The following is a 12,047-nucleotide window of genomic DNA, read 5'->3' on the forward strand; positions in this document are numbered from 1 at the left end:
TCTGACGCTGATCTGCCCGAGCATCCGCTCACGCCGGACACATCGACGTTTTCTCAGTAATTTCCGCGTTGGAGAGTCGATAGTACGATCGCGGCGGCAACAACTGCGCCAATCCTGGTTGGACACAGGCGGATTCGACGGAGGCAGCGCCAACGCTGTTTGAGTTCGGCGTTGGCGCGTTCACCGATGGCACGCGCCGCGGTGAGCAGCATGTTGTAGCTCTGATTCTCCACGGCCAGGCCGCGGCCCTTGACCGGAGTGTGCACCCCGATCCCCGCTCCTTCGTAGCCCTTGTCGGCCAGCGTCGGCACCCCGTCGGCCGCGGACTTGTACAGCGCGCCCAGGCAGTGCGCGCGGGCGGCGGTGATGTCGTGCACGCTGCCCGGCTCGACCTCGCTCGACCACACCGGGAACCCGCCCGGGTCGGCCAGTATCTGCACATTGCCGCCCTGGGTTTTGTGCTTGCCCGAATACCACCGGTGATGGCCGGCCTCGTTGCGCTCGTCCACCCGGTCGATGGCGATCAGCGTCCCGTCCAGCGTCACGTGCGACCACTGTTCGGCCTTGGCCCGGTCGAGCACTTCGTGCAGGTCAGGAGCTTGTTCGGCGATCACGTCGATCGCCTCGTGCAGATAGCGGTAGCTGGTGGAGATCGGCAGCCCAGCCTCCATCGCCAACAACCGGATCGGGGCGTCGTCGCGGAACCACCGCAGCACCAGCTTGGCCTGCGTGCGCACCGTACCCGACCGCCGCCCGGCCCGCGTTCTGATCTCGCGCCGGTGAACGTGCAGCAGCGCGGTCACATGCAGCAGGGTTTCCTCCGGCACGTCGCAGATGGCAGAGTAGGTGAACACGTGGGGTCCTTTGCAGCGGAGCGGGTTTCCTCGTCGAAACCGAATCCTTGAGCAAGGACCCCACGCCCAGCCACTACGACACGCCGAAAACTCCAGTCACACCAGACTCACGAGCCCCAAGTGAGAAAACCTCATCGTTTTACCGTTCAGTCGGGATAATTTTGAATGCTCCATCGTTGTTTCAGCCGTTGATTGCTCCCTTTGGGATGCAACACTTCTCGTACATGCCGAGCTTTGGCATCCTCAGCACCTACTCGCCGACACCATGCGGTCTGGCGACCTTTAGCGCGGCACTGACAGTCGGGCTAACAGCCAGAGGCGCCGACGTCAACGTCGTGCGCATCGCCGACGGTGGCGTCTCCGAGGAGCCGAACGTCGCCGGCGAGCTCGTCAACGGCTCGGCTTCGTCCGTAGAGGCAACCTCCGAGCTCCTTAACCAGAGCGACGTCGCCGTCATCCAGCACGAGTACGGCATTTATGGCGGTCCTGACGGAGACGAAGTCGTCCAGATCATGGCCGGATTGCGCGTCCCGTCGATTGTCGTCGTCCACACGGTGCTCAAACATCCGACACCACACCAACGTTCGGTGCTCGAATCGGTGATGGCATTGGCCGATCAAGTGGTTGTGATGTCGGAGGTGGCCCGCCGACGCCTAGGCGCAGGCTTCGCCGTCGACCGCCACAAGGTCACCACCATCCCGCACGGCGCGGCACTCCCCAGCACCAACGGCGTGCAGCATCCCGACCGGCCGACCATCTTGACCTGGGGCCTCCTGGGACCGGGCAAGGGCATCGAGCGGGTCATCGACGCCATGGCTTCGCTCAAGAATCTGCCCAACCCGCCGCGGTACATCATCGCCGGCCGCACTCACCCCAAAGTCCTCGTTGCGCAGGGGGAAAGGTATCGCGAAGCACTTGTCGCGCAAGCGAAACGCCTCGGCGTCGCCGAGGCGGTGTTGTTCGACGCCGTGTACCGCACCCCGGAAGCGCTCAGCGCTCTCATCCAGACGGCTACCGTCGTCGTCCTGCCCTATGACTCGAAGGACCAGGTCACCTCCGGTGTGCTGGTCGACTCCCTCGCGACTGGCCGCCCGATCGTCGCGACCGCTTTCCCCCACGCGGTCGAGCTTCTCGGCAGCGGAGCGGGCACCGTCGTTGCTCACGACGATCCCGACGCACTGGTCGCAGCGCTGCGCCAGGTGTTGACCGATCCGCACCTCGCCGACTCCATGGCCACCGAAGCCCGCGGGCTGGCCCCGACGATTGCCTGGCCCGTCGTCGTCAACGCCTACGTCGGCGTGGCGCAACGGCTGTTGATCACTCAATCGGCACCGGCGTGAGCGGTGCCGCGCCCAATCCGGTGTTCGCGCACCTGTTGCGAATGACGGACCATCGCGCCACCTTCGAGCACGCCTGCATGACCGTGCCACGCCGTGAGCACGGGTACTGCACCGACGACATGGCCAGGGTGCTCGTCGTCACCACCCGCGAGCCCGACGCACCGGGTGCCGTGAAGGGCCTTGCCGGCAAGGCCCTGCGGTTCTTGAACGACGCCCAGTCCTACAACGGCGCCTGCCGCAACCGGATGGACCCCGCCGGACATTGGACCGACCAGCCCACCACGGACGACCACTGGGGCCGCTGCATCTGGGGGCTCGGCACCGCCGCCGCCCGCAGCGGCGTCAGTCTGGTGCGCCGACTCGCCGTGATTCAGTTCGAGCGCGCCGCGAAGGCCAGGTCGCCGTGGCCGCGGGCGATGGCGTTCGCCGCCGTCGGCGCCGCCGAACTCCTCACCTTCGAGCCCGGCAATTCCGCTGCGATGCGACTCCTCGCCGACTACTCCGTCACCGTCGCGAGACCCAAGACCAAGTCCGACTGGCCATGGCCCGAGCCAAGGCTCACCTACGCGAATGCGATTCTTCCTGAGGCGATGATCGCTGCCGGCGTCGCGCTGGATGACCCGGACCTGAAACAGCGTGGCCTGGATCTGCTGGAGTGGCTGCTCGATTACGACACGATTGACGGCCACCTGTCGCCAACCCCGGTGGGCGGCCGGGGACGGCAGGACAGCCGGCCCGCCTTCGATCAACAGCCGATCGAGGTGGCCACCCTCGCCGACGCCTGCGCACGCGCCGCAGCCGCCGATCCGCGGGCGCTCTGGCCGGATGGGATCCGGTCGTGCGCCGCCTGGTTCCAGGGCGCCAACGACTCCGGGTTGCTCATGTGGGACACGGAGACCGGTGGTGGTTTCGACGGGTTGCTCGCCGAGTGCGTCAACCTCAACCAGGGCGCGGAATCGACCCTTGCGGTGATCTCCACCCTGCAACACGCGCAGCGCTTTTCGCTAGTCTCACAATGACTTTGATGCGCACCGGGCTTGTCACCCGCGACCCTCAGCGGGTCGCGGCCAATTTGGCGCGGGTGATCACCCAGCTCTTCGTGCCCGGCCAGGAGGGCTTCGAGCCTCAGGAGTCTCGAGCGGGAGTGGTGCTAAAGCGCATCCTCGCCCTGACCGACGACGACGTTCGGTCGTCCCTGGACGACGTCATCACCCGCTTCGACGGACGGCACCGTGACCTCCTGGGCACGTTCCGTCGGCACGCCCACGAGCTCGCCGACCGCTTGGATCCCCACATCCGCCTCAGCGACGCGCGAATACTGTTGCTGGGAGCGGCCTTTACCAGGGAGTACGCCATCGAGGGGGCGGCGCTGTGCAACCCCAGCATTGTGGCCCACCCAGACCAGACAGATGTGGCGGCAGGCAGCCTGCGATTCGTGATGAGCGTGCGGGGGATCGGGGAAGGACACCGCTCGTCCATCGGGTTCCGCACCGGAGTCGTCGACGCCGGGGGCCGGGCCACGATCGATGAGCCGGCCCGCCTGGCCGCCACCGGAAGCGTGTCGGGCGCGCCGCTCGAGGCCGCGGTGTTCCGCGGCGAACTCGACCGCATCGGCGATGCCGGCGAGGCCGCGGACTACGTCTTACATACGCTCGGCGACCGCTTCACGCGATCCGACCTCGACGCGCGACTCGACAACCTCCGGGCCCACCTAAGCACTCGCACACACGGGGAGCGCACGGCCGCCCTGATCCGCGCGATCGCCGTGCGGTCCTATGCCATCGAATTCCCCAGCGACGTATCGATTTCCGAGCGCGTGCTGTGGCCGTCGATGCAGGCCGAGCAGGCCGGCATGGAGGACGCCCGATTCGTCCGGTTCGTCGACGACGACGGCTCGGTCACCTACTACGCCACCTACACGGCCTACAGCGGATCCCACATCAGCCAACAACTGCTCAAGACCAAGGACTTCCAGTCTTTCACCTCCGGCCCGCTCGTTGGGAAGGCCGCGGCCAACAAAGGTTTGGCCTTGTTCCCCCGACGAATACACGGTCGCTACGCCGCCATGTCGCGATCGGACCGCGAGACCAACACCATCGCCTTCGCCAACCATCTGGCGGTCTGGACGAGCGCCTCGCCCTGCCAGCAGCCGGCCGAGGCATGGGAAGCGCTGCAACTCGGAAATTGCGGCCCGCCAATCGAAACCGACGCAGGGTGGCTGGTGCTCACCCACGGCGTCGGACCCATGCGCACGTATAACATCGGCGCGATTCTGCTTGACCTCGACGATCCGACCCGGGTGCTCGGCCAGCTGCGACGCCCGCTGCTCAGCCCCGCCCGCGACGAACAGAACGGCTACGTGCCCAACGTCGTCTACTCCTGCGGCGCGCTCGTTCACGCCGACACCCTGGTGATCCCCTACGGGATCAACGACGGCGCCATCGGCATCGCCACCGTGCCACTTCCGCAGCTGCTGGCCATGATCGTTCAGCAAACCAGATCGCCCGAGATGAGGTCACGATGAGCACGATGAGAAGGTCCCGCGACAGAACGTGCAATCCGCTCGGCGAGTACGTCCTGCGCATGGGTGCGGGATTCGTCGCCAAAGAACGTGCGCACGTGCTGGAGGCATTGGCTACGCTCGAGACGCATCTGGGCTGGTGGGACCCGTCTGACGTCAGCTTGGAAGTTTCGTTGCAGGACCGCGGTCGCAAGGAGCAGCGGGTCACGTTGCGCACGACCTTGCCTGGTCTCGCGCCGCTCGTGGCCGTCGCCGACAACCGCGACATCACCCGCGCCCTTCACGAAGCCAAGCATGAGTTGATCCGGCAGCTCGAACACCAGAAGTCGGCGCGCGAACCCATGCACAATCGCACGCTCGGGCACAACACGATCCGCCAGCCGGGCTGCAGGTAAGCGGGTAATTTGTCTGGTCAGGGGAGGGCTTCGAGTGCTCTTAGCCCCACCGGAATAACCGCAGTTCAGAGATGGCGTGGCGCTTGGCCGACGTGGAGGTCAGCGACTTTCTCAACGACTCCTCAGCGGCCCGTTTGTACGCTGGCGCTCCCATGTTTATTACAGGTTGCTTTCGCCTTCCGGGCACACGGGCTGCGGGCTTGATCAGGTGACGCGGCAAATAGGGCAAATCGTTTCGGCGCATCATCAGGTTGATGTCGACGAATGTCACCCACTAACGATGAGCGGTTTTAGTCAGGCTCGATCGCTACGATCCACCGAATTGGCGCAAGCATCGGTGATGGGTGCTCTGTGCGCAGCGATCGCGATCATTGCGGTCGTCCTCCCGCATGCAGGAGGACTGGGTCTGTTGGGCGCCGTGCCGATGGGGCTGCTGGCCTGTCGGTATCGGTTACGCGTTGTGCTCACCGCGACGTTCGCCGCTGGAGTGATCCGGCTTCCTGGTAGTCGGCTTAAGCGGATTTGGCGCGGTCGCGCTCTGCGCCTACGTGGGTGGTCTGGCTGGGATCGTGAAACGCCGCGGCCACGGCACGCCGACCGTGACCGCGGCATCATTTGGCGCCGGCGTCGTCGTCGGTGCCGCAGTGATCATCGGGCTGACGGTCCTGGCGCGGCTTCGGCAGGTGATGTTCCATGCGTTCACCGCCGCCGTGGACGGAATCGCGAAAGTCCTGGAGCGGGTGCCACACCTGCACCCGCTCGCGCAGGAGCTCGAGCGAATCTTCACCCAGGCATTGGATTACTGGCAGTTGCTCGTCCTCGGATTTGCCGTTATCGCAATCATGGGCGCATCGCTGGTCGGTTTGTGGGCGCTCTCGCGCGTGCTGAAGCGGCTGGGCGGCATTCCCGATGTGCATAAATTGGATGCGTTGGCCGGCGCCGGGGCAATCCAGCCGGTCCCCGTGCGGCTGGAGGACGTACGCCTCCAGCCGCACGGGGACCGCGACGCGCTGCGTGCGGTCAGCCTGGATGTGCTGCCAGCCGAACGCGTCGCGATCACCGGTGCGAACGGCTCCGGGAAGACCACGCTGATGCTGATCCTGGCCGGCCGCGAGCCAACCTCCGGCACGGTCCAACGCCTTGGTGCGGTGGGTCTCGGTCAACTCGGCGGCACCGCCGTCATCATGCAGCACCCGGAAAGCCAGGTGCTGAGAACGCGAGTCGCCGACGACGTGGTCTGGGGGCTGCCTCCCGGCAAGACCACCGATGTCGAGCGGCTCCTCAGCGAAGTCGGGCTGGCCGGCCTGGCCGAACGGGACACCGGCGACCTGTCCGGCGGTGAACTGCAGCGCCTGGCCGTGGCCGCTGCGCTGGCGCGGGAGCCGGCGCTGCTCATCGCCGACGAGGTCACCAGCATGGTCGACCAGCAGGGCCGAGAAGCGTTGCTAGTGTCCCGCGCCGTTAATTCGTTGAATATATTTGGCGAGTGAGTCGAGGATCTCTTCGGCGGTTTTCTTCCAGACGAACGGCTTGGGGCCGGCGTTCCAGTGCTTGATCCAATTCTTGATGTCCTTCTCTACCCGGTGTTGGGGGCGGAGCTGGGAAATCACGGCGCCGTCGGCGATGTTGAGGGCCGCGAACAGGTCGATCACGACGTGACGGGCGTAGTCGCGGGTCCGCCGCTCGGGCATGCCCGGCATCATCGGCAGCACGGGTTGGGACCGATCCAACGCCTTTTCGTCGACGCACAGGACGACGGCCTCCTGCGGCGGATTGTGCTACAGCCCGACAACATCGACGACCTTGTCGACGAAACGCGGGTCGGTGGACAGCTTGAACCCGTCGCTCAAATGCGGTTTCAGCTCGAACTTGCGCCAGATCCGCCCGATCGTCGAGCGCGACAGGCCGCTACGTTTTGCCATCGAGGCCCGCGACCAGTGTGTCGCGTCGGGCGGCGTGTGCTCCAGCGTCGTCACGATCACCTCTTCGACCTTGTCCAGCAGGATCGACGGCGGGCGACCGGTCCGCGGCTCGTCGACCAGCCCATCGAGCCGCTTGTCGACAAACCGGGTACGCCATTTGCCCACCGTGGGCTGCGACACGCCCAGTTTCGCGGCCACCGCCCTGTTGGACAAACCCCCGCCGCAGGCCAGGATGATCCGCGACCGCAACGCTAATGCCTGCGACGACTTCGCCCGCCGTGACCACCGAACCAGAGTCTGACGCTCCTCCTCGGTCAACGTCAACTCCGCCGTCGGTCGCCCGCGTGATGCCATACACGAATCATCCCATCCACCAACGTGATTCGTCGTGGAACGGCGCCAAAGCCCATCGATTACAATTATGTAACGAATTAACGGCGCAGGACACTAGGCGGGAATAGGCCGATGGGTCACGGGTTGTCCGCCGACAGTGGCGCTGCGCTGGCGCGCCTCGAGCGCTGCCACGTCGCATGAAACTCGCCTTAGCCGGTCAGTGCTCGCACCAGGCTCTCTGGCGCAGGGAACGTGGCATTTGGGTTCGGGTTGTGATTCAGGCGGTAGGCAAGATCGCCAGGTGCGGCCACTCGATTGGTCCTGTGGTGCAACACTCCTGACAACCAATTGTGACGAGAGTTTGGCCATAGCCGCTCCTCGATAAGAGGGCCGAAAACGTCCCAGGTGTTCTCAAATTTGTTCGGGCCAACGGCAAGCCGAGCGAAGGTCGATCCGATGACCACGAAGTGCGGCAGCTGCGATCGCATTGCCGCTTCTTGCAGTCAATCGACTTTCTAAGTGAGTCAAGCGCGGCGGCATGGTCGTCCTCGTCGATACACGGGTTGATGGTGAAGCCGAACGTCTGCGCGATGTTGCGTCCCACGCTGAATGGCGGCCCGCCGTTCGCTGCCACCGCTGCCCAGTCGATCCTGTCGGCGTCGGGGAAGTAAAGCATCGGACGCCATCCCACTCGGATGGGCCGAGGCACGAGGCCGTTGGAGGATACCTCCATACCGGACTCCGTGTCACACACCCGGTCGCAAAACTGTTGGCTCCACAAGTGTTCTACGGCCTCCCGGAGTGATCCGAGCGGCAGCTCAATCCGCACGTTTCGCGCGACACCGCGACACCGCGTAGCCGCATCCGCGCGGATAAAGGCCGTGTGGATCGTCTCGTTCATTCGGTGCCAGGCTGCGTGAGCTTCCCAGTGCCAAACTGTGACCTCGAAGGTCACAAGACCTTCCGGCAACCGGACGCCGTAGTCGGGTGACATGGGCTGCGGGCCTTGTTCAGGGCGCCAGCCGACCGGCACCAGCGGTTCGAGCAGAACCGGGCTGATTCGGGATGCAATCACGCCGCCGACCTCAAGCTCCACCAGCGCCTCCTCAGAGGCGTGGTCCCGTGACAGTCCGAATTGGCCCCAGGAGGTCCGCCAGTGCGACGAGCCACTGGCGGGACTTGACGCAGCCAGCCAGCGCGGTCTTGTGCGGTTGCTCGCAGAGATGGAGGACGGCACAACAGAGCGAACAAATTCGGCCCTTCGGCGTGCGTGGTTCTCCTGCCTTGTTCGCTCTCGGCGTTGGCAAGGCCTGATCCGTTTCCGCAGTCAGCACCGCCTCGATCACCTCGACGTAACTTCCCGTAGTCACTGTTTTGAAGCCAGCGCAGGTGGCTATTCCTAGTCGCGATGGGCACTGCGGCACCGCCCGTGCTCACCGTCCGGGCGGGCGGAGCCGAGCGTAGCTTCTCAGCAGGTCACGATGTCGTCATCGGGCGCGACCTGCGCGCAGACCTGCGCATTACGCATCCCCTGATTTCTCGTGCGCATCTGCTGCTGCGCTTCAATCGCGGCAGGTGGCTGGCTATCGACAATTGTTCACTGAACGGCACGTTCGTCGAGCGTCGCCGTGCCGAGGTGATCGAGATCTACGACGGCCAGCGCATTAACATCGGCGATCCCGATGGGCCCTGCCTGACGTTCGCGGTTAAACCGCAGGGCGAGATCGCAGGCTGCCCGCAAACGGCACCGGCACGCGCCGTTGAACTGCCCGAGAGATGGCCACCACACCCGCCGCCCGTGCGACCGACCAGTACTCATCCGCAACATGGCTCCAGGCCCACGCCACCGCCACCGCGACCGCGTCCCGGCCCACCTGCGTATACCGCCCCGCCCCGCCGCCAACAACCGATGTATCCGTCTAGTAGCGGCGCGCAGCAACCACGAGCGTGGGCGAGCTCGAGTCAATCAGCACCGCCCCGGGATTGGCGGCCACTCAGCCAGATGGCTCAGGGCGTCGATAGGCCGCGGGATGGGTCGAACCTGGCGACGAAGGTGCTCCGAGCTTTGTGGCCTGAGAGGGAGGCATCGGAGAACCCGGCCGGTTGCGCGACGATTGGTCGCGCCGAGGACAACGACATAGTGGTCCCCGACATCTTGGCGTCACGCCATCACGCGTTCTTGGTAGAGACGCCGGTCGGTGTCGAGATCCGGGACGCGCACAGCATCAACGGAACATTCGTCAACGGCGTGCGCGTCGGGTCCGCGGTGCTCAGCGAGGGCGACGAGGTCACGATCGGCAACTTCGACCTCGTCTTCAGCGGCGGAATCTTGACTCGCCGTAGCGAGGCCGGCACCCGCACCGGCGGCCTGGAGGTCAACGGGGTGCACTTCAGGATCGACGGCAAGGAGCTACTCGACAACATCTCGCTGACTGCTCGGCCAGGTACCCTGACCGCGATTATCGGTGGGTCTGGGGCCGGTAAGACCACGCTTTCTCGGTTGATCGCCGGGTACACCCGCCCCAGCTCCGGCTCGGTCACCTTCGAAGGGCACGACATCCACCGCGAGTATGCATCGCTGCGCACCAGGATCGGGATGGTCCCGCAGGACAACATCGTGCACCGCCAGTTGACCGTGAATCAGGAGCTCGGCTATGCGGCGGAGCTGCGGTTGCCGCCCGACACCAGCAAAGCGGACCGCGCTCAGGTGGTGGCGGACGTCCTCGAGGAACTCGACTTGACCAAGCAGGCCGATACCAGGGTCGACAAGCTCTCCGGTGGGCAGCGAAAACGCGCTTCGGTGGCGCTGGAACTGCTCACCGGGCCGTCGCTACTGATCCTCGACGAGCCGACCACCGGTCTGGACCCAGCGCTGGATTCGCAAGTGATGATGATGCTGCGGAAGTTGGCCGACGCCGGTCGCACGGTGCTGGTGGTGACGCACTCGGTGTCCTACCTCGACCTCTGCGATCAGTTGCTGCTGCTGGCACCGGGTGGAAAGACGGCGTTCTTCGGACCACCCGACGAGGTCGGCTCGGTCATGGGAACCACCAACTGGGCCCAGATCTTTATCAAGGTGGGCGCCGATCCCGACGAAGCTAAACGTCGGTTTTTCGCTCAGCAGCGGCCGGAGTCGCACGTGCCGAGTCCAGCAGCCCCCGGGGAACTCGGAGAACCGGTGCACGTCGACGCGCTGCGCCAGTTCGGCACCATCGCGCGCCGCCAGGTTCGGCTGGTGATCTCCGATCGTTGGTACACCGCGTTCCTGGCGGTGTTGCCGTTCATTTTGGGGGTACTTGCCTTGACGGTCCCCGGCAAGACCGGCTTCGGCCTTGCCGACCCGCACGGTAAGACACCCGCCGAACCCGCGCAGATCCTGGTCTTGCTCGATGTAGGCGCCGTCTTCATGGGGACCGCGCTGACGATCCGAGATCTGGTCGGGGAGCGTCCCATCTTCCACCGGGAGCAGGCGTTCGGGCTGTCGACCGTCGCTTACCTGATGGCCAAGATCGCTGTGTTCACCGGGTTTGCGGTCGCCCAGGCGGCGATCGCCACCCTGATTGCAGTGCTCGGAAAAGGCGCGCCAACCCATGGAGCTGTGCTGCTCGGCAATAGCAGCTTTGAGCTGTTCGTCGCTGTTGCGGCGACTTGTATCGTGTCGGCGATTATCGGACTGGCCCTATCGGCGCTCGCGCGGTCGAGCGACCAGATCCTGCCCCTGTTGGTGGTGGCGATCATGGCGCAGTTGGTGTTCTCCAGCGGGATGATCCCGGTGACCGACCGGGCCGGGCTTGATCAGCTGTCCTGGCTGACGCCGGCGCGTTGGGGTTTCGCGGGGTCGGCCTCGACCGTCGACTTGAACACCGTGGAACCCGGCCCGTTCAGCCCGAAGGACAGCCACTGGAAGCACACGGTGGGTGCGTGGCTACTCGACATGGGCATGCTCGGCATGCTGGCTGTCTTCTACACCGGCTTCGCGTGGTGGAAGATCCGGCTCAAGCGCCGCTGACAGTCATCGCCGATCAGGTCTCGCGGGGCCGGGGAACATCGGCGGGCGTGCGCGCCAACGCATATAGCGCCATGCGACGATTCGCCATGTCGTGTTCCCCGAGAAAAACGCAGCCGCTGCTCTCGCAGAACCGCCGCGCCATCTTATTGCGGTGGTCCGGGTCAAACATGATCCGGCGGCACAACGGCTCGGCATTGAGCACGCTGGCCACAAAGTAAGGCAGGACGAATTGGGCGATGCCCTTGTTCATGATTTCCAAATCCGCGATGCCGGCGTGTATGCCCAGATCGTAGGGATCAAAATCGTAACGTGTGGCGATGGAATCCTTTGCTGCCCTGTACAACTCAATGTAGGCGTGGTCTTCGCCGTCCAGGCTGGCGATGAATGGACGCGAATAGCTGCCTTCGAGTTGGGCGCGTAGGTAGCGGTGCCACCGCTCAGCAGGCCAGACGTACTCCCACGCTTCGGCCAGGTGCGGCCGGCTCATCCATTCCGCCATCATCCCCGCGTCGGCATCGGGATCGGCCAGCCGAAACGCGTACGGTGTCGGCACCTCGGGATTGGAAGGCGGCGAGGGGACACTGCGGATCTCGTCGGGCAGATCGGTCAGTTCCCGCGGCAGGATCACCTCCTGATCGCTCACGTCATGCCCTTTCAGATGCGCTTCGCCTAG

Annotated in this window: 8 protein-coding genes and 2 pseudogenes; 6 read left to right on the top strand and 4 right to left on the bottom strand. The window is 65.2% G+C overall.

The window, feature by feature from the left end:
* Positions 1 to 53: 53 nt before the first annotated feature.
* Positions 54 to 854 carry a transposase family protein gene (locus tag M5I08_RS04790; protein ID WP_249762759.1) on the bottom strand — a complete coding sequence of 267 codons (801 nt, stop codon included), beginning with the start codon at positions 852 to 854 and terminating at the stop codon, positions 54 to 56.
* Positions 855 to 1,078: 224 nt separating this feature from the next.
* On the opposite strand from M5I08_RS04790, the gene M5I08_RS04795 reads away from it, so the two are divergent.
* The 4 genes from M5I08_RS04795 to M5I08_RS04810 are packed head-to-tail and all read left to right on the top strand — an operon-like array spanning position 1,079 to position 5,110.
* Positions 1,079 to 2,194 carry a glycosyltransferase gene (locus tag M5I08_RS04795; RefSeq protein WP_249763081.1) on the top strand — a complete coding sequence of 372 codons (1,116 nt, stop codon included), beginning with the start codon at positions 1,079 to 1,081 and terminating at the stop codon, positions 2,192 to 2,194.
* Positions 2,191 to 3,213: a glycosyltransferase gene (locus tag M5I08_RS04800; RefSeq protein ID WP_249763082.1), complete on the top strand. Its 1,023-nt coding sequence runs from the start codon at positions 2,191 to 2,193 to the stop codon at positions 3,211 to 3,213. Before M5I08_RS04795 ends, M5I08_RS04800 begins: the two co-directional genes overlap by 4 nt.
* Positions 3,210 to 4,718, top strand: coding sequence for a glycoside hydrolase family 130 protein (locus M5I08_RS04805; protein ID WP_370328575.1), 1,509 nt, complete (start codon positions 3,210 to 3,212; stop codon positions 4,716 to 4,718). Before M5I08_RS04800 ends, M5I08_RS04805 begins: the two co-directional genes overlap by 4 nt.
* Before the next feature lie 5 nt (positions 4,719 to 4,723).
* Positions 4,724 to 5,110 (top strand): hypothetical protein, encoded by a 387-nt coding sequence (locus M5I08_RS04810; protein WP_249763127.1) that lies wholly within the window; start codon positions 4,724 to 4,726, stop codon positions 5,108 to 5,110.
* A 40-nt stretch (positions 5,111 to 5,150) separates the two neighbouring features.
* On the opposite strand, the gene M5I08_RS04815 is transcribed toward M5I08_RS04810, so the two are convergent.
* Positions 5,151 to 5,381, bottom strand: coding sequence for a hypothetical protein (locus M5I08_RS04815; RefSeq protein ID WP_249763128.1), 231 nt, complete (start codon positions 5,379 to 5,381; stop codon positions 5,151 to 5,153).
* 9 nt (positions 5,382 to 5,390) lie between these two features.
* On the opposite strand from M5I08_RS04815, the pseudogene M5I08_RS04820 reads away from it, so the two are divergent.
* Positions 5,391 to 6,558, top strand: a pseudogene (locus tag M5I08_RS04820) (DUF2232 domain-containing protein); the annotation flags it as partial.
* Here the strand turns inward: M5I08_RS04820 and M5I08_RS04825 are convergent.
* Positions 6,556 to 7,386: pseudogene (locus tag M5I08_RS04825) on the bottom strand (IS630 family transposase). The pseudogenes M5I08_RS04820 and M5I08_RS04825 overlap by 3 nt on opposite strands.
* Before the next feature lie 1,387 nt (positions 7,387 to 8,773).
* Between M5I08_RS04825 and M5I08_RS04830 the strand changes: the two are divergent.
* Positions 8,774 to 11,374: an ATP-binding cassette domain-containing protein gene (locus tag M5I08_RS04830; protein ID WP_219066737.1), complete on the top strand. Its 2,601-nt coding sequence runs from the start codon at positions 8,774 to 8,776 to the stop codon at positions 11,372 to 11,374.
* A 13-nt stretch (positions 11,375 to 11,387) separates the two neighbouring features.
* Here the strand turns inward: M5I08_RS04830 and M5I08_RS04835 are convergent, their stop codons facing one another.
* Positions 11,388 to 12,017, bottom strand: coding sequence for a GNAT family N-acetyltransferase (locus M5I08_RS04835; RefSeq protein WP_219066736.1), 630 nt, complete (start codon positions 12,015 to 12,017; stop codon positions 11,388 to 11,390).
* Positions 12,018 to 12,047 lie beyond the last annotated feature (30 nt).

This window comes from Candidatus Mycobacterium methanotrophicum (genome assembly GCF_023515995.1).
GTDB classification, from domain to species: domain Bacteria; phylum Actinomycetota; class Actinomycetes; order Mycobacteriales; family Mycobacteriaceae; genus Mycobacterium; species Mycobacterium methanotrophicum.